24 protein-coding genes are annotated in these 20,828 nt (G+C 66.4%); 20 read left to right on the forward strand and 4 right to left on the reverse strand.

The genetic code is table 11. From position 1 onward, the window contains the following. Positions 1-885 precede the first annotated feature (885 nt). From BLW81_RS23115 to istB, 6 genes are all read left to right on the forward strand, one after another. A complete protein-coding gene (locus BLW81_RS23115; RefSeq protein ID WP_083409202.1) occupies positions 886-2,010 on the forward strand; it encodes a helix-turn-helix domain-containing protein in 1,125 nt (374 codons plus the stop codon). A 195-nt stretch (positions 2,011-2,205) separates the two neighbouring features. Next, positions 2,206-2,547: a PIN domain-containing protein gene (locus tag BLW81_RS23120; protein WP_083409203.1), complete on the forward strand. Its 342-nt coding sequence runs from the start codon at positions 2,206-2,208 to the stop codon at positions 2,545-2,547. 441 nt (positions 2,548-2,988) lie between these two features. Then, positions 2,989-3,564 (forward strand): AlbA family DNA-binding domain-containing protein, encoded by a 576-nt coding sequence (locus tag BLW81_RS23125; RefSeq protein WP_157897806.1) that lies wholly within the window; start codon positions 2,989-2,991, stop codon positions 3,562-3,564. After that, on the forward strand, positions 3,522-4,286 hold the full coding sequence (locus BLW81_RS23130) for a hypothetical protein (protein WP_157897807.1): 765 nt from the start codon (positions 3,522-3,524) through the stop codon (positions 4,284-4,286). The genes BLW81_RS23125 and BLW81_RS23130 overlap by 43 nt, the downstream gene beginning before the upstream one ends. Before the next feature lie 398 nt (positions 4,287-4,684). After that, positions 4,685-6,037 carry a Mu transposase domain-containing protein gene (locus BLW81_RS23135; RefSeq protein WP_083409206.1) on the forward strand — a complete coding sequence of 451 codons (1,353 nt, stop codon included), beginning with the start codon at positions 4,685-4,687 and terminating at the stop codon, positions 6,035-6,037. Next, positions 6,034-6,888: an IS21-like element helper ATPase IstB gene (gene istB, locus BLW81_RS23140; RefSeq protein WP_059166926.1), complete on the forward strand. Its 855-nt coding sequence runs from the start codon at positions 6,034-6,036 to the stop codon at positions 6,886-6,888. Before BLW81_RS23135 ends, istB begins: the two co-directional genes overlap by 4 nt. A 651-nt stretch (positions 6,889-7,539) precedes the next feature. On the opposite strand, the gene BLW81_RS30055 is transcribed toward istB, so the two are convergent. Then, positions 7,540-8,247 carry a hypothetical protein gene (locus BLW81_RS30055; protein ID WP_235632071.1) on the reverse strand — a complete coding sequence of 236 codons (708 nt, stop codon included), beginning with the start codon at positions 8,245-8,247 and terminating at the stop codon, positions 7,540-7,542. A 450-nt stretch (positions 8,248-8,697) separates the two neighbouring features. Between BLW81_RS30055 and BLW81_RS23150 the strand changes: the two genes are divergently transcribed. Beyond that, complete coding sequence (locus tag BLW81_RS23150; RefSeq protein WP_157897808.1) at positions 8,698-8,955, forward strand: hypothetical protein; 258 nt, start codon at positions 8,698-8,700, stop codon at positions 8,953-8,955. 236 nt (positions 8,956-9,191) lie between these two features. On the opposite strand, the gene BLW81_RS23155 is transcribed toward BLW81_RS23150, so the two are convergent. Further along, on the reverse strand, positions 9,192-9,536 hold the full coding sequence (locus tag BLW81_RS23155; protein WP_083409208.1) for a hypothetical protein: 345 nt from the start codon (positions 9,534-9,536) through the stop codon (positions 9,192-9,194). A 158-nt stretch (positions 9,537-9,694) separates the two neighbouring features. On the opposite strand from BLW81_RS23155, the gene BLW81_RS23160 reads away from it, so the two are divergent. Together BLW81_RS23160 and BLW81_RS23165 are read left to right on the forward strand one after the other, a co-directional pair. Continuing rightward, positions 9,695-10,075, forward strand: a complete 381-nt coding sequence (locus BLW81_RS23160) for a hypothetical protein (protein ID WP_083409209.1) — start codon at positions 9,695-9,697, stop codon at positions 10,073-10,075. Between the two features lie 79 nt (positions 10,076-10,154). Next, complete coding sequence (locus BLW81_RS23165; RefSeq protein WP_083409210.1) at positions 10,155-10,574, forward strand: hypothetical protein; 420 nt, start codon at positions 10,155-10,157, stop codon at positions 10,572-10,574. Between the two features lie 4 nt (positions 10,575-10,578). Here the strand turns inward: BLW81_RS23165 and BLW81_RS23170 are convergent, their stop codons facing one another. Further along, positions 10,579-10,935, reverse strand: a complete 357-nt coding sequence (locus BLW81_RS23170) for a helix-turn-helix transcriptional regulator (RefSeq protein ID WP_083409211.1) — start codon at positions 10,933-10,935, stop codon at positions 10,579-10,581. Positions 10,936-11,010: 75 nt separating this feature from the next. Between BLW81_RS23170 and BLW81_RS23175 the strand changes: the two genes are divergently transcribed. Genes BLW81_RS23175 through BLW81_RS23205 form a run of 7 tightly spaced genes read left to right on the forward strand, consistent with a single transcriptional unit; the run spans position 11,011 to position 14,906 of the window. After that, positions 11,011-11,499 carry an SRPBCC family protein gene (locus BLW81_RS23175; RefSeq protein ID WP_083409212.1) on the forward strand — a complete coding sequence of 163 codons (489 nt, stop codon included), beginning with the start codon at positions 11,011-11,013 and terminating at the stop codon, positions 11,497-11,499. A gap of 33 nt (positions 11,500-11,532) precedes the next feature. Then, positions 11,533-12,258, forward strand: coding sequence for a Clp protease N-terminal domain-containing protein (locus tag BLW81_RS23180; protein WP_083409213.1), 726 nt, complete (start codon positions 11,533-11,535; stop codon positions 12,256-12,258). Between the two features lie 41 nt (positions 12,259-12,299). After that, the gene (locus tag BLW81_RS23185) at positions 12,300-12,776 is read left to right on the forward strand and encodes an RNA polymerase sigma factor (protein WP_083409214.1); all 477 of its coding nucleotides are present in this window, start codon (positions 12,300-12,302) and stop codon (positions 12,774-12,776) included. Then, positions 12,773-13,363 carry a methylated-DNA--[protein]-cysteine S-methyltransferase gene (locus BLW81_RS23190; RefSeq protein WP_083409215.1) on the forward strand — a complete coding sequence of 197 codons (591 nt, stop codon included), beginning with the start codon at positions 12,773-12,775 and terminating at the stop codon, positions 13,361-13,363. Before BLW81_RS23185 ends, BLW81_RS23190 begins: the two co-directional genes overlap by 4 nt. Before the next feature lie 36 nt (positions 13,364-13,399). Beyond that, on the forward strand, positions 13,400-13,822 hold the full coding sequence (locus BLW81_RS23195; protein WP_083409216.1) for a PPOX class F420-dependent oxidoreductase: 423 nt from the start codon (positions 13,400-13,402) through the stop codon (positions 13,820-13,822). A 46-nt stretch (positions 13,823-13,868) separates the two neighbouring features. After that, positions 13,869-14,360, forward strand: coding sequence for a hypothetical protein (locus tag BLW81_RS23200; RefSeq protein ID WP_083409217.1), 492 nt, complete (start codon positions 13,869-13,871; stop codon positions 14,358-14,360). 6 nt (positions 14,361-14,366) lie between these two features. Beyond that, a complete protein-coding gene (locus tag BLW81_RS23205) occupies positions 14,367-14,906 on the forward strand; it encodes a GNAT family N-acetyltransferase (protein ID WP_083409218.1) in 540 nt (179 codons plus the stop codon). Here the strand turns inward: BLW81_RS23205 and zapE are convergent. Beyond that, positions 14,897-15,925 carry a cell division protein ZapE gene (gene zapE, locus BLW81_RS23210; RefSeq protein ID WP_083409219.1) on the reverse strand — a complete coding sequence of 343 codons (1,029 nt, stop codon included), beginning with the start codon at positions 15,923-15,925 and terminating at the stop codon, positions 14,897-14,899. The genes BLW81_RS23205 and zapE overlap by 10 nt on opposite strands. 34 nt (positions 15,926-15,959) lie before the next feature. Here zapE and BLW81_RS23215 point away from each other — a divergent pair, with 34 nt between their 5' ends. From BLW81_RS23215 to BLW81_RS23230, 4 genes are all read left to right on the forward strand, one after another. Further along, positions 15,960-16,736: a pyrimidine reductase family protein gene (locus BLW81_RS23215; protein ID WP_157897809.1), complete on the forward strand. Its 777-nt coding sequence runs from the start codon at positions 15,960-15,962 to the stop codon at positions 16,734-16,736. Between the two features lie 40 nt (positions 16,737-16,776). Continuing rightward, a complete protein-coding gene (locus BLW81_RS23220) occupies positions 16,777-18,342 on the forward strand; it encodes an alpha/beta fold hydrolase (RefSeq protein ID WP_083410762.1) in 1,566 nt (521 codons plus the stop codon). Positions 18,343-18,348: 6 nt separating this feature from the next. Then, positions 18,349-19,680 carry an arabinofuranan 3-O-arabinosyltransferase gene (gene aftC / locus BLW81_RS23225; RefSeq protein WP_083409220.1) on the forward strand — a complete coding sequence of 444 codons (1,332 nt, stop codon included), beginning with the start codon at positions 18,349-18,351 and terminating at the stop codon, positions 19,678-19,680. Positions 19,681-19,761: 81 nt separating this feature from the next. Beyond that, complete coding sequence (locus tag BLW81_RS23230; protein ID WP_083409221.1) at positions 19,762-20,826, forward strand: oxidoreductase family protein; 1,065 nt, start codon at positions 19,762-19,764, stop codon at positions 20,824-20,826. The last annotated feature ends 2 nt before the right edge of the window (positions 20,827-20,828 follow it).

A 20,828-nucleotide genomic window follows, 5' to 3' on the forward strand; every position in this document is an offset into this window, starting at 1 on the left:
GGGCTTGTCCTTGGGCTTGTCGCTTGAACCTGACCCCTTAGTCGAGTCGCCTTTCGCCATCATTCAATCCACCGTTTCTTTCGGACCCGACCGATGGTAAACAAGTTCGCGCCATCAGTTTGATGGGTATCGCGACCGGTGCCATCCGGCGCCCCGGGTCCTCGCATGAAAGGAGGTCACGTCCCGTGGCACGCGGAAGTACCCTTCGTCAAACCTGAGCCACGATGCATCTGGGGCAGCTCGACGATTCCCGGCAGGCGCCCGACCGACGGTTGTCGATTTCATTGGCGTGCGCTTCGATGGCTCTGTCATTGGTGCCTCCCAAGTCGATACGACAACATCGTACTCTTTGTTTGCTGATTAAAGCGGTCAGCGATCGCGGACCGCACGCTTCAACAGCGGCGCACAGCCTGCACATAAGGGCTAGGTGCGTGCAATACGTCGGTGCCCGCCGATATGATCCCCGACTATCGTCAAGCGCGTCACCCGAGTAGCAGCGACCCGCGCCACCGGACCCACCCGAAACGACCTCATGTCATGTCCCGGCACCTAGCTATGGCACGTCGAGTTGACTGAGTCGGGGGGCGCGGAAACTGCCGAGTTGGCGCAGTCGCACTACACCTGATTGGCGGCACGCAGATAAGTACACGGGCCTTTTCGCGACTACTTGCTGGCGTGTCCGCCGACAGTGTCTACAGCAAAAAGCTCTGAACATCCGTCGAAGACAGTTTCCAAGGTTCCGAAGCGGGGGCACGGGCCTGGGCGGCGTTCGTGAGTGCCGCGCCAGGACCGCGGCCACGGGCGTGGCTCGCCAACTCTTAGGATAATCACAGTTCAAGGCATGTACCTCGACACTGTCATTGCGGTTGTGTGAAAATCACACACATGGACCACAAGACGCTTGGACTCCGCGTAGCCCAGGCGCGCGGCGAAAGGGACGTTACCCAGGCCAAGCTTGGTGAAATGGTCGGACTGGAACGTTCGGCAATTAGTCGCGCCGAAAAGGGCGAGCGCAGACTCACCATGGCGGAGATGGTCGCGATCGCCGAAGCATTAGGGCGGCCACTTGGGTTCTTTGTCAACGATCCGCTTCCAGCGGTCGTCAATCGAAGGCGAGATCTCGCCAACGCTCCAGAAGATGCGCGTCACGATACGACCGAGGCACTCGATACTGAGATCGAACTGTTCGCCGCCGATGCCCTCATGCTGCTAGAGATGGGCCTTCTCGCACCAGTCAAACGCGACCGCGAGGCTCGAACTCCGCAAGGCCACGAAGAAGCCGAACATCTGGCTTCAGCGGTTCGTGACAGTCTCGGGGCAGGAGACGAGCCAATACTTAATCTTGGTCAGGCTTGCGAGCAACTCGGCCTGTATACCTATGCCGCTTCCCTAGGAACGAACGGCCCAGACGGTGGCTGCGTAGAGGTCACTGCTGACGACGAGAGCATCGCAGTCGCAGTAATAAACGGTGATGTGGATTCCGGTCGGCGCCGTATGACACTCGCTCACGAATTGGGTCACTGGCTCTGTGGTGACGCCTACGACGCGATGGCTGGCGCAGACTGCGAGAAGATGCTCTTTTCGTTCGCCATTCACTTCCTCGCCCCACGCTCGGGTGCAACGCGGGTATGGCTAGACCACGCCGACTGGAATAGCCGCGACCGAGCACTTGCAGTCGCCGCGGTGTATCACCTGAGTTGGTCAGCGGCTGTAAATCAACTGCGCAATCTGGGGTTGATCGACTGGGAAGAAGCCAAGTCGCTGTTACACCAAGAGCCACGGAGGGGTGACTACGTGCACCTCAAGTTAACGTGGGCAAGAGAACCCAAGAGCCCCTACCTTTCGCCCGGTTTCAGTGCAGCATGTATCGAGGGCTACACATCCGGTCAACTCACAGCAGCCCGGACGATTGAACTGCTGCGCGACACCATGTCGCCAGACGAATTGCCCGAAAGGCCAGTCCTCTCACTGGACGATTTGCGAAGGTCATTCGCGGGCCACGGTGACTGAGCCCGCTCAGTGGGTGATGGACACCAGCACGTACACCCACATTTGTCGTGCTGGGCATCAATCCATCATTCAAAGCCTCGCGCCTCAGGCGTGGTACTTATTCCCGCTGAAGTTAACGTCGAAATCGAACGTGGCAGAGACAACCATTCTGGGATCCCAGCCGTCGGTGCAGTCAGCTGGGCAGCACACATCGTTATGACTGATGAAGAGGAAATGACCGCGTTGAGGGTCAAGGTGGCGCTCGGTGGCGGCACATCTCGGCACCTGGGCGAATCAGCTGTTATCGCTTGCGCCAGCCACCGCAAGTTAACAGCTGTCCTCGATGACCGTGCGGCTGTCGCTCAGGCTCGTCGCCTCCGAGTCGCCTCCATCGACACGATGTGGATCGTCGCCGAAGCCTACAAGTCGCTGTTCAACCGGGACCGAGATCAGACTGTTGCGCTTGTCGACGATCTGCTAGCCACCGATATGTACCTGCCCTTCGACGATGGCGAGGCTTTCTTCTCTTGGGCTTGGACGGAAGGGTTATTACCCTGACCGCCAGCTATCACTCTGGACTAGGTGCCTCTGTCCGGACGTCCCGCAGCAAGAACGCCCGTCACCTCGTCCGTTTCTTCGTCGCCGTCTGCGGGCACAATCACGCCCATGCGGTCGGCGATCTAGTACGGAACGTGCGAGACCAGGGGATGACACAAGCGCCCACCCGTTGCCTCTACGGCCACCCCGCTCGCGCCGAACCAAGTCCTCGTCCGACACGTCGCCTGTCTCCCTCACGGCGGCGGACACACGCTATGGGTCTGCAGAACATGCGGCGAAGTCGTGTACGGTCACCACTTGCCGCACACTGCACCGCACTTGAAGGCCCCGGCTCTGTGCGAATCCCAAGCCGCCGACACTAATGCCTTCGCGAATAGATAGGTTTGCGTCGGGACAATCGTCGAGGGGGCGGACGGAACAATGATGGTGCCTGATGGTCGCATGGATTCAGAGAAGCTCGAAGAACTTCTTGGCAATCCCGAAGATACGCACCTGGACCTCAAAGCCGAAGTCGATCTGGACAGCACTGAGGGCAAGCTCAAATTCACCAAAGACGTTGTAGCCATGTCAAATCGCCCACCGGGCGGCTACATCCTTATCGGCGTCGACGACAACGAAACCCCATGTATGCCCGCCGGAACGATCACCAATTCAAAACGGTTCGACGGCGCACGACTGGGAGGGCTCGTCCGCAGGTACATCGAAGGGGAGGTACATCTAAGCGTCCGAGTCCACGAGCTCCGCGGCAATCAAATCGTCATGATCTTCGTGCCGCATCACCGAGACTGCCTACCTGTGCCCTTCAGCAAGGACGGACAGTTCGAGGAGTCAAGCAAGAACAGGATGGGCTTGGTATTCCGAGAAGGTGGCTCTGGGTCCGCGAGGGCGCCGAGAACGTGCGACTCCGGCATTCTCACTGGCCGGACCTCCTCTCTGAATACGTCAAACAGGTTCGCGCGGAGTCCCTTGAGGGCATGCAGGAGGTGTTGCGGGAAGTCATCGACGCCCGCAAATTAACTGCCGGCACAGGCACCGTTCCTCTGCTGCTGAATATGGATGAGGCTACGTTCGCCAACGCGGCGGAAGCACTCTTAGAGGCTGGCAACGATATTCGGCTCCAACAGTTCGTCGGGCCGCTGAGCGAAGCGTTCGGGCTAGCCTTGAATGTCCCTGACTACGAATCGGTGCTAGACAAATGGGTGATCTTCTGTGCGCAGGCGCGTTTCTTCCGGCGCGAAGACCTCGATGAAGCCGCAACTGACCGACTTTACGCCGTCTTCAAAGCGATCGACGTCGGCACCGACGCCGAACGCAAGCGGCTCGCGGTTGTCATCCGCCTCTACGCTTTAGGGAGCTTGGCGGTCAGACAAGAAGCGTGGAATGGCATCCACTCTTTGGTGCTGCGACCAGTAGCCTCAAATCCCTACTATGCGGAATACATCTACTCCTCATGGATCCGTCAGGCACAGGTGAACGCCGGCCGAGCCATGCTTTACGACAATCGGGGTGGACTTATCTCTGCCGCTCGTGAACTACTGACGGACCATCCGGCGATGCGCCCAGATTTGGACGACAGCGCAATCGTGCCAGCCGACCAAGTCGACTCGAACGATGTACTCCTCAACTCGCTTTGCGGATTCGATATGGCGTACTGTCTCATCGTCGTCGCCGAAGGTACCGCCGCGGATCGGCCTACCCCGCATCGACCAAGTTCGATGAAGACCGCGTGCTTCCGTTGACGCAACGCATCGTCAATGACGAGAACGTTCGACGCCAACTCTTTTCCGGATCGACAGACAGCGGTATATCAGCAGCACTAATTGAGGTGTACGACAGAGCAATCCGAGAATCTGCCCGAACCCCAGGTAACCGCTGGTGGGCGATGCCTCAAAGTGCAGTCGCCTTTGTCAGCCAGCATCCGCCCGTCTCTAGCCGATGACGTGGTATCCGGCTTGGCGAAGGGCATCCTCATGGGTGTACCGGGCGGAATCTCTCGCAACTGACCGCGCTCGCTGAAATTCCCCACTGACGCTCATCGAAATTCCCCACCCGTGTGGCTCCGCCGAGAAGGGCGGGCCTCCCTCGAAGCTGCTGGTGTCTGACGCCAGTTGCTTCACCGAAGGAGGCCCGCTTTCTCATGCTCACATGGGAGGACGATTTGGAAGTACATGCCCTACGCCGTCGTGGCTGGTCGATCTCAGCGATCGCCCGCCACACTGGTTTCGACCGCAAGACGGTCCGCAAGTATCTGGCCGGTGGCGGCGAACCGGGGGTCCGTGCCCGCAGCGGTCCGGACCCGTTCGATCCGTTCGTCGACTACGTCACCGCCCGGTTGACCGAGGACCCGCACCTGTGGGCGCGCACCCTGTTCGACGAGCTCGAGCAGCTGGGGTTCGGCCTGTCGTATCAGAGCCTGACGCGCAACATCCGGGCCCGGGATCTGCGTCCGGTGTGCGAGGCGTGCCGCACGGCCACACAGCGCCCGAACGCGGTGATCCCGCACGCCCCGGGTGAGGAAACCCAATGGGACTGGCTGGAATTGCCCGATCCGCCGGCATCCTGGGGGTGGGGCAAGACCGCGCATCTGCTGGTGGGCTCGCTAGCGCATTCGGGCAAGTGGCGCGCCGCCCTGGCGCCCTCGGAAGACCAGCCGCACCTGGTCGCCTGCCTGGACCGGGTGACCCGAGGCCTGGGCGGGGTCACGCGGGTGTGGCGTTTTGACCGGATGGCCACGGTGTGTGATCCCGGCTCGGGTCGGGTGACCGCGTCGTTCGCCGGGGTGGCCAAGCACTACGGCGTCTCAGTGGCGGTCTGCCCGGCTCGGCGGGGCAACCGTAAGGGTGTGGTGGAGAAGGTCAATCACACTGCGGCGCAGCGCTGGTGGCGGACGCTGGCCGACGAGGCCACCGTGGAGCAGGCTCAGGTGAGCCTGGATCGCTTCGCCGCGGTGCGCGGCGACACCCGGCTGCGGGCCACCGCCGACGGCCGGTCCTCGGTCGCTGTGGTGGCCAAGACCGAGCCGTTGGCACCTGCGCCGGCGTCGCCGTATCTGGTGATCGTGTCGGAGACTCGCACAGCGTCGCGGCAGGCGTTGGTGTCCTATCGCGGTAACCGTTATTCGGTGCCCCCGGAACTGGCGGCGGCTCAGGTCGTGGTCAGCCATCCTGTCGGTGGCCAGTTCTGCGACATCGCCACCACTGGCGGGATCGTGATCGCCCGCCACCGGATGGCCGCCGACGGGCTCGGGGTGATGGTGCGCGACAGCGGCCATGTCATCGCCCTCGATACCGCCGCGATGGCCACCGCCACCACCGGACGCCCACACCGCCGCAAAGAACGCATCCCACCCGGCCCAGCCGCCAAAGCCGCTGCCGCACAACTACTGCGGCTCGATGCCGAAACAATCCAAACATCAACTCCATCAACCAATTCCACCGTCATCGACCTGTCCGCCTACGAGCGGGCCGCCCGGAACAGGACCATCCAATGACCCCCACCCCACGCACCCCGAAGACCACTAGGGCCGCCGCCGAGGAGGCGCCGTCGGCAGCCGCGAGCCGCTATCAACAGCTGCGCTCGCATCTGGCCGAGCTCAAACTGGCTGCCGCCGCCGAAGCCTTGCCCGCCGTCTTGGACCAGGCCAGCGCCGAAGGACTCTCGCTCACCGTCGCCTTGGAGCGGCTGCTGGCCGTCGAAGTCGAGGCCAGCACCGCGCGCCGCCTAGCGGGCCGGTTGCGGTTCGCTTGCCTGCCCACCCCGGCCACCCTCGTAGATTTCGATGTCGATGCCGCCGCCGGGATCGACCGCAAGCTCATCGATGAGTTGGGCACGTGTCGCTACCTCGAATCGGCGACCAACATCTTGCTCATCGGCCCACCGGGCACCGGCAAGACACACCTCAGCGTCGGCCTCGCCAGAGCTGCCGCGCACGCCGGCTACCGGACCTACTTCACCACCGCCGCGGATCTGGCCGCCCGCTGTCACCGCGCCGCCATCGAAGGACGCTGGGCCACCACCATGCGCTTCTACGCCGGACCGACGCTGCTGGTGATCGACGAACTGGGCTACCTGCCGTTGCCCGCCGAGGCCGCATCGGCGCTGTTTCAGGTTGTCTCCCAACGATATTTGAAGACCAGCATCGTCATCACCACCAACCGCGGGGTGGGTGCTTGGGGCGACATCCTCGGCGACACCACCGTCGCCGCCGCCATGCTCGACCGCCTGCTGCACCGCTCCGTGGTAATCAACCTCGACGGCGAGTCCTACCGCCTACGCGACCACCAAGCGGCCGCCGAAACGCTACGCCGAACCACCACCGGCAACCGCCAACAACTACACTGACCGCTGCTCACAGGTGAGGAATTTCGGCGAGCACACCTGAGGACTTTCGATGAGCGCGATCACAACGGTGCTGCCGCTCGCGATGAGCTGCACGAGTGTCGAGCCCTCGATAGTGGCGGCGCGGATCAGTTCACCCGCGATGGCCGAGTGGGGGCGCCGTTCGTCGGTGTTGCGGCGGGGCGAACTACGTCAGCGGACGCTCCCCCCGATGCCTTTCCGGCTCCTTCACTGAATCGAAGATACTAATCAATTACCTACCTGCCTTGTCGAGGTGGAATTGCCCTTCGTCATCCGCGGAACTCCCACCGGGAAACCCCATCCGCACACCCCCAGGCGCTGGCCGAATGACATCATCGGGGGCCACAACCCAGTGGCGAGGACGAGGCGTCAACCGACGCTTATATGTGCGGAAAGTCTCGTTGCACCGCACTGAACGCCCACCCAGAAACCACACGTGCACCACCACCTCCTTACCCGCTTCCAACGCCTTCAACAGAACCGTCGACCGCTCAAAGAACCCCTGCGAGTGATCATCTGGGTTGATCCACAAGCGCTGAGCGTCCGCACTGTGCGCGCGCTCACGTTCGAGCAACGCTTCGTACGCATCCGCCACATGAAGGCCCCCACCAAGCCGCCGCCACCGATGCACCACTAAGCCGAACCACGAGGCTCCCCCCGTGCAGCAGCCCGACCCCATCGCACATCGGCAGCCCGCCGTGCCTTTCGGGTCGCATGCGACTCCACCGCGGCCGGCAACTCCGTCGTCACCTGCTGCACCAGCCGTGCAGCAGCCCAACCCCATCGCACATCGGCAGCCCGCCGTGCCTTTCGGGTCGCATGCGACTCCACCGCGGCCGGCAACTCCGTCGTCACCTGCTGCACCAGCCGTGCAGCAGCCCAACCCCATCGCACATCGGCAGCCCGCCGTGCCTTTCGGGTCGCATGCGACTCCACCGCGGCCGGCAACTCCGTCGTCACCTGCTGCACCAGCCGTGCAGCAGCCCGACCCCATCGCACATCGGCAGCCCGCCGTGCCTTTCGGGTCGCATGCGACTCCACCGCGGCCGGCAACTCCGTCGTCACCTGCTGCACCAGCCGTGCAGCAGCCCGACCCCATCGCACATCGGCAGCCCGCCGTGCCTTTCGGGTCGCATGCGACTCCACCGCGGCCGGCAACTCCGTCGTCACCTGCTGCACCAGCCGTGCAGCAGCCTGACCCCATCGCACATCGGCAGCCCGCCGTGCCTTTCGGGTCGTATGCGACTCCACCGCGGCCGGCAACTCCGTCGTCACCTGCTGCACCAGCCGTGCCGCTGCCTGCTCAAGCAACCGAACCTCCCCGGACAGCTTCACCTTCACCTTTACGTCCGCGGCCTCGTCATAGAGGTCCAACAGCTCCGGTTTCGGTCCAAAATTGACGAAATCTGGCCCAGAACAGCGGTATCGGCGGCGCTCCAATCCAATGTTTGACCTAGCTGCGCAGCTTCGGCAGTCTTCTCTTTCTCCAGCTCACGCAACACTTTCCGCGCCTCAGTACTCTTTGCGGCCATCACGCTCACCCCCAGACTCTGCGTTTGTGCGTGCCCGGACCCCGGTGAAGATTGAAGACCTGTCCGGAGCTGAGCGGCGCACAATGAACATTTCTGCTTCCATCGCGCTGTGCGGTCGCCGATGACGAACCGCCGTTCACAGTTCGGCGCCCGCTCCGGAGGCGTACGGCATCGTTCGGGTAGAGCGCGCGGTCGTCCGCATTGAAGACGGGTTCCGGGGGGCTGCAGTAGACCCTCGCCAGCGACCGACGGAGCGGCCATGCCTGATGAACCACCCGAAATGCTCGCCTACGAGACTGAGTCGTCCGCTGAGCTAAAAGAGATGGCGGGCGACAAGGTTGCCGGCGGCGCCGCGGGCGCCGCCGTTCTCGGCACCGGCTCCGGGGCCGCCGGATACCTCGACGACGGCTCACCGCCTTATTTCCCCGGCGGCGAAGTCGAGGCCCTCGGCCAGGGCGCCGAAGGCTCGCTCGGCGTGGGCGGCACCGTCAACCCCCGTTCCGACGACGAGGAATAGACGTCTACGTCAGCGACCGAAATGTAGGGAAACACCCGATTCCTCCGGGCCCGGTTTCTGCCTAATCTTGATTCGCCTCGGACGGGATCGACTACCAAGTCAATCGTCCGGACAGATCTGGGTTCACAGCTTGCCCATCGGGGGCGTGTGCGTAGCTGCGGGCCGTCCCGTCCGAGGCCACCGGACCTCGAATTCTCCTGCGGCTCAGCGCCTATGGCCCCGTGAAAGGGCCCTGCCTACCGCGACAGCTGCACCGGGAATGTCATCCCACCACACCCCGTAGACCCCGCCAGCGAGCCCGCGTCGATCGACGTCGTGCACGGGATGCCGTCCGAGGTTTGCGTCCAACTCCAGGTGCTGCCCTGCAACCGCATCTCTTTGATGGGCGCCCCGCCGCCCATGTCGAGGCTGGTGCAGTCCGGCCCGCACGGCGTGAACACCCACGTCTGCGTCATCGGAGGGTTGCCGATCGTCGCGGTGTAGCTCCCGCTCAGCGGTTCAGCCGCCGCGGTATTTGCCAGCGCGAGCGATGCGGCCACTGCCGCCGCGCCTGCGATGCCCACCCGAAAAATTGCCATCATTGGTCTCCCCCATCGTTACCCGACCCTGCGCGCCCCCTGCGCGCTGATCATCATCGCAGCAGACGGGCAACAATTTCCCGCATACCGATGAAATTGTCGCCCGAGAAGACGGTCCGTCCGCCTGTGCGGCACCGCAACGCGTCTTGTAGATTTCGTCCATGCGACTGACCGCGGCGTTCTTTGCCAACCATGCCGAGGTCGTCGACAACATGCTCAACGTCGAAGGCGCATTCTGGGCCAGCACGACCGTCGCGCCCAACGCCACCGCCTTCCGCTGCGACGCCGTCGTCCTCTGCGACACCGAACCCGACGACGTCGGCGACGAGTTCACCCTCGTCGTCGACAGCGAGGGCCCCAGCGGGCGGCTGGCCCCGTTTTCCCAGACCTTCTCCGTCACCGGCGAGTCCCTGTTCATCTGCATGCCCGCGACCGTGCTGCCCGTCGAAGCCGGCGGCGGCTACCACCGCTACCGGTTCCGCCTCGACGGCCAACACGAGTTCGTCGAGGTGCGACTGGCGGTGCGGCTGAGCTTCTCGTGACCCGAAATCACTCGGCCCGCCGTGGGCACCTACTACGCTTTGCGAAGACCAACCGGTCATGACGACCCGAGGGTGGGACATGATTCGCCGACTGCTTGCCGCCGCTGCCATCGCCGGCGCCGCCATCTGCGCGGCTCCGCTCGCCACTGCGGACGAGAACAGCTATCCCGACAGCCCCGGGCGCTACGCGACCGACGTGCCCGGGATGAACTACGACGCCCACCTCGCCGGGCCGTGCACCAACATGGAGCTGTTCACGTTCGGCCGCGGCCCCGGCGGCGAAGTCCTGCAATGCCGTTGGATCGCCAACCAGTGGCCACCTGTCTACACCGGCTTCTGGGTCGCCGCCTACGAGTTGTTCGGCGTCCAGGAAGTCGGCGCCCCTTGCCCCAAGCCGCAGTCCGCCGCCCAGGCACCCGACGGCCGGCCGTTGCTGTGCCTCGGTCAGCGCGGCTGGCAACCCGGCTTCTTCACCCGCGAGGGCTTCTTCCCGAGATGACCGCTCAGGCGCCGCGCAGCGTCTGACTCGGCGGCGTGCCGAACGTGCGCTTGTAGAAGCTGCTGAACCGGCCGGCGTGGGAGAAGCCCCACCGCCCCGCGATCGCCATCACGGTGTCGACGCTCGGATCGGCGATCTGCAGGTCCCGGTGCGCACGTTCGAGGCGGATCGAGCGCAGATACTCCAACGGCGTGGTCCCCAGGTGGCGGCGGAACGCGTACTGCACCGACCGCGGTGTCACGTTGACGGCCGCGGCGATATCGCCGAGCGTGATGTCGCGGTGCGCGTTCTCGTGGATGAACGTCGTCGCACGCCGCAGCAGCGCCGGCTGCGTGTGGGAGGTATCGGCATGGTTGCGCATCGCGGTTTCAAATACCCCGACGGACGTTCGCAAAACGGCTTCTCGACCGTTTCACACCGCTGACATGATTTGCCGATGACCGATCGGATCGAAGTCCAGCGCCTTATCTCCGCCCCGCCGTCGCAGATCTTCGGTGTGCTGGCCGACCCGCAGGGCCACGTCGCCATCGACGCCACCGGCATGCTGCAGGACGCCGACGGGTCACCCGTCCGCGCCGCCGGCGACACCTTCGTCGTGCACATGGACCGCGAAGCGCTCAACGACTTCCCGCTGGGCAAATACGACGTCACGGTGTCGATCCAGGACTTCGAGCAGGACCGGCTGATCTCCTGGACGATCCTTGGCCAGATCCGCCCGCAGATCGGCCACGTCTACGGGTACCGCCTCGAACCCCACGCCGACGGCACCCTGGTCACCTCGTTCTACGACTGGTCCGACATCGACCAGCACTGGCGCGACGCCGGGATCTTTCCCGTCGTCTCCGAACTCGCCCTGCGCGCGACCCTCGGAATTCTCGACCGCACCGTGCGCCGCGGCTACCCGAGATCGTCAACCCAGGGTTGACGACACCATCATCGTCAACCTAGAGTTGACGCCATGAACCAGCCCGCCAAAATCACCAACCCGGTTCGGCTCGATGACCTCATCGACGTCATCAAGCAGGTCCATGACGAGCCGCTTGACCAGCTGACCGACGCGGTGCTGGCCGCCGAGTCGCTCGGCGAGATCGCCGACCACCTCATCGGGCACTTCGTCGACCAGGCCCGCCGCTCAGGCGCCTCCTGGACCGACATCGGCAAGTGCATGGGCGTCACCAAGCAGGCCGCTCAGAAGCGGTTCGTGCCCAAGACTCCCAGCGGCGCCGACCTGCTCGACCCCAACGCCGGTTTCGGCCGGTTCACCCCCCGCGCCCGCAACGTCGTGGTGGAGTCGCAGAACCTCGCGCATGCCGCCGGCAACACCGAGATCAGCCCGGAGCACCTGCTGCTGGCCCTGTTCAAGGATCCCGACGGCCTCGCGGTCAAGCTGCTGGCCGGCCAGGGCGTCACCGCCGACACCGTGACGGCGGCCGTGCAGCTGCCGGCCCGCGTCGACGCCGAGCTGCCGGCACTCACGCCGTTCGACGCCGCGGCCAAAAAGGTGCTCGAGCTGACGTTCCGCCAAGCACTTCGCCTGGGACACAACTACATCGGCACCGAGCACATCGTGCTCGCGATGTTGGAGGCCGAAGAGGACGACGGCATCCTGCACCGCCTCGGCGTCGACCGGGCGCGCTTCGAAAGCGATCTGGCCGCCGCGCTCGAACCGTTCACGAAAGGCTGATCTCACAACACCGGTCCGGGGCGCGTCTACATGATGTGAGAGTGCGACCGTTCGAAGACGTGGTGACCCAGTACGGCGCCACCGTGTTCAAAGTGTGCCGCGCGGTCGTCGGGCCCGTCGACGCCGAGGACGCCTGGTCGGAGACCTTCCTGTCCGCCCTGCGCGCCTACCCCGACCTGCCCGCCGACGCCAACGTCGAGGCCTGGCTGGTCACCATCGCCCACCGCCGCGCGCTCGACGTCGGCCGCGCCCGGTCGCGTCGACCCACCCCGACCGACACCATGCCCGACATGCCGGCACCCCGCGCCGACCCGGCCGCCCGCGACCCCGACCTCTGGGAAACGCTGGCCCGCCTACCCACCAAACAACGCCAGGCCGTCGCCTACCACCACATCGCCGGGCTGCCCTTCGCCGAAATCGCCGAACTGCTCGGCAACTCCCCCGACGCCGCCCGCCGCGCCGCCGCCGACGGCATCAAGACACTGCGCAACATCTACCGTGAGGACCAATCATCATGACCGCCAACATCTTCCATGAAGCCGCCGACCCCGCGACCCTCGACCGGCTGCACCGTCGGCTGGAACACGACGCCGAGACCGCCCAGTTGCTCGACATCGCCTACCGCACCGTCGACAGCCCCGTCGGCCCACTGCTGCTGGCCGCCACCCCCGCCGGCGTGCTCCGCGTGGCCTACGCGATCGAGGACCACGACGCGGTCCTTGCCCGCCTCGCCGCCACGGTCAGCCCGCGCATCCTGAACGCCCCGCGCCGGCTCGACACCCTCGCCGCGCAACTCGACGAGTACTTCGCCAAGCGCCGCACCACCTTTGACGTTCCCGTCGACCTGCGCCTCACCGACGGGTTCCGGCGCACGGTGATCGAGCATCTGCGCGCCATCGGCTACGGCCGACGCGAAAGCTACGCCGCCGTTGCCGCCGCCGTCGGCAACCCGCGCGCGGTCCGCGCCGTCGGGACCGCCTGCGGGCACAACCCGCTGCCGGTCGTCATCCCGTGTCACCGGGTGGTGCGCTCGGACGGCTCGGCCGGCCAGTACGTCGGCGGGGCGCAGGCCAAGTCGACGTTGCTCAACCTCGAGGCCGCCTGAGGGAATGAAATCGCGCGGCCCGCGGTAGAACTTCGCATGAAACTCAACGACGCGGCCCGCGCGCTGATCGGCAGGGGTGCCGACGCGACCCTGGTCACCCTCAACCCCGACGGCAGTCCCCAGGCGACGCTGGTGTGGATCGCGCTGCAGTCGACACCGGACGGCGATGAACTGGTCACCGCACACCTCTCCGAGCACAAGAAGGTGCGCAACGTGCGCCGCGACCCACGCGTCGCGGTCACGATCCTGTCCCCCGACGGTGTCGGTGAGGCGATGCGGCCCTATCTGGCGATCACCGGGACCGCGCGCATCGTCGAGGGCGGGGCGCCGGAACTGCTCAAGGAACTGGCGCAGACACTGAGCAACCCCGACGTGTTCCCGCCCGCCGACGCGCCGCCGGGATACCTGACCCGGATCCGCATCGACAAGGTCGGCGGGATCGGTCCGTGGGCCTCCTGACCGGGAAGCCGCTGTAACACGTTTCAGTCTGTGCGATCATGCGTGGATGCGTCGCTGGTTCGTGCTCTTCGTCGCCGCGCTCGTGGCATCCGCCGGAATCGTGGTCGCGCCTGCGTCGGCGGCCTCGTCGCCGATCGGCCGGCTCGGTGAGACCCTGCAGGTCAACTTCCAGGGCCTCGTCGCCGACATCACCGTGCACAGCGTGGACCCGTCGCCGATCCCGCCCGGCTTCGGCTATCCCCCGCGGGCGCCGCGCTATCAGGTGTGGCGCGCCTGGATCACCGTGCACTCGGTGAAGGTGCCCACGCCCTACGCCCAGAGCATCACCTACAGCTTCCGCGGCGTCACCCCGACCGGCGACGCCTACGAGCCCCGCAACACCGACGCCCCCGACGCGCTGCAGAAGTTGCTGGGCAACGCGCCGGCCGGGTCGACGGTCAGCGGCGCGGTGTTCTGGGACTGCTACCGCGACCTGGTGTCGAATGTGGTGCTGATCGACCGGGTCACCGGTCAGCACCTGGCCCAGTGGAACCTCTAGCCGCCGTTGGGTATTGAGGTCACCGAGGCCGTCGACGACGACCTCGCCGAACTGGCCGACGTGGCCGCACGCACCTTTCCGCTGGCGTGTCCGCCCGCGGTGACGGCGGACAACGTCGCGGCGTTCATCGCGGAGAACCTGTCGCAGCAGCGTTTCGGCGACTATCTGCGCGACCCGGACCGCACGGTGCTCGTCGCGCGCGCCGACGACGGGTCGCTGTCGGGTTACGCCATGCTGGTCCGCGGCGTCCCCGATGACGACGACGTCCAGCGCGCGGTCGTCGCCCGGCCCGCGGTCGAGGTGTCGAAGATCTACGTGCTGCCCGAGCGGCACGGCGCCGGGGTCGCCGCGGAACTGATGACCGCCTCACTGCGGGCGGCGGGCACGCTCGGCGCGGCGGTGGTCTGGCTCGGGGTCAACCAGCAGAACCGTCGGGCGCAGCGGTTCTATGCCAAGCAGGGTTTCGAGGTGGCCGGCACCAAGACCTTTCGGCTCGGTGCCGCGATCGAGAACGACTACGTGATGGTGCGCCCGCTTCAGCCGTAGTTGGTGCCCTCCCGCGACAGCGCGAGCAGCCGCGAGATCGCGCGCAGGTACTTCTTGCGGAACCCGCCGGCGAGCATCTCCTCGCTGAAGATGGTGTCGAGTTTGGCGCCCGACGCGACGACCGGGATGCCGGCGTCATAGAGCCGGTCGGTCAGCGCCACGAGCCGCAGCGCGACGTTCTGGTCGTCGATCGGATGCACGCGGGTGACGAACACCGCGCTCACCCCTTCGATCAGGGTCAGGTACCGCGACGGGTGCATGGTGGCCAGGTGCGCGCACAGCGCGTCGAAGTCGTCGATCGTCGCGCTGGACGACTGGGCCGCGCGCTCGGCGACCTCCGCGTCGGTCAGCGGCTCCGGCGCCGGCGGCAGATCCCGATGCCGGTAGTCGGGTCCGTCGATGCGCACGGTCTCGAAAATCGCTGCGAGCGTGTTGATTTCACGCAAGAAATCCTGGGCGGCGAAGCGGCCTTCACCGAGTTGTTCGGGCAGCGTGTTCGACGTCGCCGCCACCGACACGCCCCGCTCGACGAGCGCCGACAGCAGCCGCGAGACCAGCGTCGTGTTGCCCGGATCGTCGAGCTCGAACTCGTCGATGCACACCAGCACGTGGTCGGCGAGCAGTTCGATGCACTCCGCGAAGCCGAAAACGCTTGCCACTTGGGTCAACTCGCCGAACGTCGCGAACGCCTTCGGCCCCGGCACCCGGTAGTACGACGACGCCAGCAGGTGGGTCTTGCCGACCCCGAAGCCGCCGTCGAGGTACAACCCCACCCCGGGCAGCACCTCGCGGCGGCCGAACAGCTTCTTCTTGCCTTCGCGCCGCGCCACCGCCTGATCGCAGAACCGCGCACACGACTGCACCGCCGCGGCCTGCGACGGCTGCCCCGGATCGGGGATGTAGGTGTCGAAGCTGACGTCGGCGAACGTCGGCGGCGGCACCAGCTGGGCGATCAGCCGTTCCGGCGTGACCTGGGGATGGCGGTCGACCAGATGCTGCACCCCGCTGGACCCGTCCATGCACGCACCCTATCGACGTGCTGCAATCGTGTTCATGGCCGATACCGCCGCTGCGGCGCAGTTCACAGTGCTGGCACCCGAGGAGGCCGCGATCGACGGCGCCGATGCGCGGCTGGTCGACCTCTACGCCTACCCCGACGACCTGACGACCTACCGGGTGCGCGGCAACATGATCACCAGCGTCGACGGCGGCGCAACCGCCGACGGCAAGACCGGCGCGCTGGGCGCCGCCGGTGACCGCACCGTGTTCGAGCAGATGCGCTACGCCGCCGACGTGATCCTCGTCGGCGCATCGACCGTGCGCACCGAGAACTACTCCGGTGCGCAGGTCCCGCTCGCCCAGCGCAGCGCCCGCCAGGCCCGCGGGCAGGCCGAGGTGCCGCCGATCGCGGTCATCACCCGCTCGGGCCGCCTCGATCCCGACACCCTGTTCTTCACCCGCACCGAGGTCGCGCCGCTGGTCCTGACGTGCACGGCCGCCCACGCCGACACCCGCGCCCGGCTCGGCGGGGTCGCCGAGGTCATCGACGCGTCCGGGTCCAGCGCTGAGGACGTCGACCCGGCAACCGCGCTGCAGGCGCTGGCCGACCGCGGGCTGCGGCGGGTGCTGACCGAGGGCGGCCCGGGAATCCTGGGGCTCCTGATCGCTCACGACCTGCTCGATGAGCTGTGCCTGACGGTGGCGCCGTTCCTGGTCGGCGGCGCCGCACCGCGGATCGCCTCCGGTCCCGGCGAGGTGCTGACCAGGATGCGCCCGGCCCACGTGCTCACCGACGACGACGGTTACCTGTACCTGCGCTACACCCGCTAGGTCCCCGATCGACCGGGCGGCCATCAGTACTGTGGTCGGCATGCAACGGCGTGGTCAGCTGGTCCGGGTTCTGAGCCTGGCAACCGTGGCGGCGGTCGTCGCGGCCTGCTCACCGGGGTTGGCCGCCAACCCGCGCTTCGCCACCAACTCCGGCGCGGGCCCGCAGGGCGAGCCGCCGCCCACCCAGCAGGCCAGCGGTCCCCCGCCGATCGAGAAGCCCAAGAACGACATGGAGTGGCGCGACTGCACGTCGCGAGTCTTCGGCGACGCGTCGGTGCCGCCGTTGCCCGGCGTGACGCTGGACTGCGCCAGCTACGACGCCGACCTCGACCCGATCAACGGGGCGTCGGGGTCGGTGAGCATCGGCGTGGTCCGCGCCCGCGGCCCGCAGACCCCCGAGGACGCCGGCCCGCTGGTGATGACGACCGGCACCGACCTGCCGTCGTCGCTGCAGCTGCCTGTATGGCTGTCACGCTCGGGCGCCGACGTGCTCAACACCCGCCCGGTCGTCGCCGTCGACCGCCGCGGCCTCGGCATGTCCGGTGCGCTGGACTGCCGCGACCTGTTCGACCGCCAGGAGATGCTCGACCAGGCGCAGTTCCAGGCCGGCGACGACCCGGTGGCCAACCTCGGCGCCATCGTGCAGACCGCGACGACCAGCTGCACCGACAGCATCGCCCCCGGCGACTCGGCCTACGACAACTCGCACGCCGCCGAGGACCTCGAACGGCTGCGCAGCACCTGGGACGTGCCGACGCTGGCGCTGCTCGGCATCGGCAACGGCGCCCAGGTCGCCCTCGCCTACGCGGGTTCGCACCCCAACAAGGTCGCGCGGCTGGTGCTCGACTCGCCGCTGCCGCTCGGCATCGCCGCCGAGGCCGCGATGGAGCAGCGCGTGAAGGGCGAACAGGCCGCGCTCGACGCGTGGGCCGCCCAGTGTGCGGCGACGAACTGCCCGCTGGGCGGCGACGCCAAGGGCGCCGTCGACGCGGTGCTGTCCGCCGCCCGCGAGGGCCGCGGACCCAACGGCGCCGCCGTCGCCACCGTCGCCAACGCCATCTCGACCGCGCTGGCCTATCCGCGCGGCGACCGCATCGCCTCGGGCAACGCCCTGGCCGCCGCGATCGCCGCCGCCCGCAGCGGCGACACCAACCCGCTCACCGACCTGATCACCGAGGCCGAAAGCCTACGCGACACCGACGGCCAGTTCGTCAACGGCTGCAGCGACTCGCTGAACCGCCCGACGCCCGACCGGGTGCGCGAACTCGTGGTCGCCTGGAACAAGCTCTACCCGCAGTTCGGCACCGTCGGCGCGTTGAACCTCGTCGACTGCCTCAACTGGCCCAGCGGCACCCCGCCGGAGGAGCCGAAGAACCTCAAGATCCCGGTGCTGCTGCTGGGCACGCACAACGACCCGATCGTCGGCAATGAAGGTGTCGCCGCGGTCGCCGCCACCGCCATCAACGCCGGCTCGCCCAACCGGCGGGTGATGTGGCAGGGCATTGGACACGGCGCGTCGATCTACTCGCCGTGCGCGCTGCCGCCGGTGCTCGGCTACGTCGACAGCGGCAAACTGCCTGAGACCGACACGTTCTGCCCGGCCTGACGGCTCATGCCCACACAGGTCCGGTACGGTGCGGTCGTGCGCGATCTTGTGACCGCCCCATTCCGGCCCCGGACGTCGCCGCCCGACGTGGCGACGGTGTTGAAGCTCATCCTGTGGCCGCTGGCGATCCTGTTCATCATCCACCGCAGCTACGTGCTCGCCACCAACGGCTACATCACCGACGACTACGGGCCCGTCTACCGGGCGGTCGTCAACTTCAAGATGGGCTGGGACATCTACAACGAGCACTTCAACCACGTCGACCCGCATTACCTCTATCCGCCAGGCGGCACGCTGCTGATGGCACCGTTCGGGTACCTGCCCGTCGACGCCTCGCGGTACTGGTTCATCACGTTCAACACGATCGCGATCGTGCTGGCCGCCTACTTCCTGATCCGGCTGTTCGATTTCGACCACCGCTCGGTGGCGCTGCCCGCGCTGCTGGCGGCGATGTTCTGCACCGAAAGCGTGATCAACACACTGGTTTTCGGCAATATCAACGGCTGCATCCTGCTGGCCGAGGTGCTGTTCTTCCGCTGGCTGCTCGACGGCAAACGCAACCACGAGTGGCTGGCCGGTGCGGCGATCGGGTTGACGCTGGTGGTCAAACCGCTGCTGGCCCCGCTGCTGTTGCTGCCGCTGCTGAACCGGCAGTGGCGCGCGCTCGTCGGCGCCGTCGCGGTGCCGCTGGTGTTCAACGTCGCGGCGTGGCCGCTGATCAGCGACCCGATGAGCTTCTTCACCCGCACCGTGCCCTACATCATGACGACCCGTGACTATTTCAACAGCTCCATCGTCGGCAACGGCACCTACTACGGGTTGCCGACCTGGCTGATGCTGTTGCTGCGCATCGCTTTTGCGGTGATCGCGATCATCTCGCTGTGGCTGCTGTACAAGTACTACCGCACCCGCGACCCCCTGTTCTGGATGGCGACGTCGTCGGGCGTGCTGCTGATCACGTCGTTCCTGGTGCTCTCGCTGGGCCAGGGCTACTACTCGATGATGCTGTTCCCGTTCCTGATGACGGTGGTGCTGAAGAATTCGGTGCTGCGCAACTGGCCGGCGTGGCTGGCGATCTACGGGTTCATGAGCGCGGACCGCTGGCTGCTCGGCCACTGGCCGTCGACCGGGCGGTTCCTCGAGTACATGAAGTTCACCTACGGGTGGAGTTTGATGCTCGTGGTCGTGTTCTCGGTGCTGTACTTCCGCTATCTGGACGCCAAGGCCGAGGGCCGGCTCGACGGCGGCATCGACCCGGTATGGATGACGACGAAGGCGCCGCCCGAGCCGGAGGCGTCGACCGCGCCGGCGAAGCCCACCGCACCGCCGATTAGCTAACCGCGCACCCCGGCGTCGTCAAATCCGGCGCAACCCCGCTTCTTCCTCGTAGGATTGTTTCGCTCGAGGGGAGGCGAGTCCGTGCCGAAGATTCCGGTCGACCCGTCGTCGATCACTGCCGACTGGCTCAGCCAGGCCCTACGCGCCGACGTGCGCACCGCCGACATCGAGCAGATAGCGGTCGGGGTCGGGCTGTTGGGTCGGCTGTTCCGGGTCCGGCTCACCGGCATCGATGTGCCGGAGTCCGTCGTGATCAAGATGCCGACACTCGACGCACGCGCCCGGTCGGTGCTGTGCGAGGACCTGGGGCTGTACCAGCGCGAGATCCGCTTCTACCAGGAGATCGGCCTGTCGAATCCGCTGCGCCCGGCGCGGCCCTACTTCGCGGCGATCGACGAGACGACGCACGATTTCGTGCTGGTCCTCGAAGACGTCGGGCACCGTCGGCGCGCTGATCAGATCACGGGTTGCGCGGCGTCCGACGCGGAGACAGTGATCGACGCGATCGCCGCTCACCACGCTCACTGGTGGAACAGCGACCAGTTGGCCTCCCTGACATGGTTGACGACACTGTGCGAGCCGCCGTTCTCAGGCAGCACCGTGGCCAGTTACCAGGCCTCATGGCCCGAGTTCCTCGGCCGTTTCGGCGACGAGCTCTCGCCCGAGACGCGGGCGTTCGGCGAACGTTTTCTCTCGCTGATGCCGTGGTTGATGGCCGAGATATCGCGTCCCCCAAACACTTTCCTCCACGGCGACTTGCGTCTGGACCAGCTGTTCTTCGCCGCCGAGCCCGGCGATCCGCCGTTGACCGCTCTCGACTGGCAGCTCAGCACGAAGGGACGCGGCGCCTACGACCTCGCCTATTTCATCAGCCAGAGTTTGACGACCGACACACGCCGCGCCTGCGAACGGCAGTTGCTCTCGCGGTACGCCGAACGGCTGGTCGAAGCTGGAATCGATTACGCCCATGAGAAGTTGAGCCGCGACTACCGGCTGGCCACCGCCTGGTGTTTCGCATACCCAGTGCTGGCTGTCGGCCAGATCGACGTCGTCAACGATCGACAGCGCGACCTGCTCCGCGCCATGACGCACAATGCCGCGGCCGCCGCCGAAGACCACGACGCGTTCTCGCTGCGACCGGACTGACG

The sequence above is a fragment of the Mycolicibacterium rutilum genome (assembly GCF_900108565.1).
GTDB lineage: Bacteria > Actinomycetota > Actinomycetes > Mycobacteriales > Mycobacteriaceae > Mycobacterium > Mycobacterium rutilum.

Coding starts and splice junctions, on each gene's coding strand:
- BLW81_RS23215 (WP_157897809.1), top strand. CDS start 15,960: ATGGCCGATACCGCCGCTGCGGCGCAGTTCACAGTGCTGGCACCCGAG.
- BLW81_RS23165 (WP_083409210.1), top strand. CDS start 10,155: ATGATTCGCCGACTGCTTGCCGCCGCTGCCATCGCCGGCGCCGCCATC.
- BLW81_RS23155 (WP_083409208.1), bottom strand. CDS start 9,536: ATGATGGCAATTTTTCGGGTGGGCATCGCAGGCGCGGCGGCAGTGGCC.
- BLW81_RS23130 (WP_157897807.1), top strand. CDS start 3,522: ATGCAGGAGGTGTTGCGGGAAGTCATCGACGCCCGCAAATTAACTGCC.
- BLW81_RS23115 (WP_083409202.1), top strand. CDS start 886: ATGGACCACAAGACGCTTGGACTCCGCGTAGCCCAGGCGCGCGGCGAA.
- BLW81_RS23170 (WP_083409211.1), bottom strand. CDS start 10,935: ATGCGCAACCATGCCGATACCTCCCACACGCAGCCGGCGCTGCTGCGG.
- BLW81_RS23125 (WP_157897806.1), top strand. CDS start 2,989: ATGGATTCAGAGAAGCTCGAAGAACTTCTTGGCAATCCCGAAGATACG.
- BLW81_RS23195 (WP_083409216.1), top strand. CDS start 13,400: ATGAAACTCAACGACGCGGCCCGCGCGCTGATCGGCAGGGGTGCCGAC.
- BLW81_RS23160 (WP_083409209.1), top strand. CDS start 9,695: ATGCGACTGACCGCGGCGTTCTTTGCCAACCATGCCGAGGTCGTCGAC.
- BLW81_RS23150 (WP_157897808.1), top strand. CDS start 8,698: ATGCCTGATGAACCACCCGAAATGCTCGCCTACGAGACTGAGTCGTCC.
- zapE (WP_083409219.1), bottom strand. CDS start 15,925: ATGGACGGGTCCAGCGGGGTGCAGCATCTGGTCGACCGCCATCCCCAG.
- aftC (WP_083409220.1), top strand. CDS start 18,349: ATGCCCACACAGGTCCGGTACGGTGCGGTCGTGCGCGATCTTGTGACC.
- istB (WP_059166926.1), top strand. CDS start 6,034: ATGACCCCCACCCCACGCACCCCGAAGACCACTAGGGCCGCCGCCGAG.
- BLW81_RS23120 (WP_083409203.1), top strand. CDS start 2,206: ATGACTGATGAAGAGGAAATGACCGCGTTGAGGGTCAAGGTGGCGCTC.
- BLW81_RS23220 (WP_083410762.1), top strand. CDS start 16,777: ATGCAACGGCGTGGTCAGCTGGTCCGGGTTCTGAGCCTGGCAACCGTG.
- BLW81_RS23200 (WP_083409217.1), top strand. CDS start 13,869: ATGCGTCGCTGGTTCGTGCTCTTCGTCGCCGCGCTCGTGGCATCCGCC.
- BLW81_RS23175 (WP_083409212.1), top strand. CDS start 11,011: ATGACCGATCGGATCGAAGTCCAGCGCCTTATCTCCGCCCCGCCGTCG.
- BLW81_RS23135 (WP_083409206.1), top strand. CDS start 4,685: ATGCTCACATGGGAGGACGATTTGGAAGTACATGCCCTACGCCGTCGT.
- BLW81_RS23190 (WP_083409215.1), top strand. CDS start 12,773: ATGACCGCCAACATCTTCCATGAAGCCGCCGACCCCGCGACCCTCGAC.
- BLW81_RS23180 (WP_083409213.1), top strand. CDS start 11,533: ATGAACCAGCCCGCCAAAATCACCAACCCGGTTCGGCTCGATGACCTC.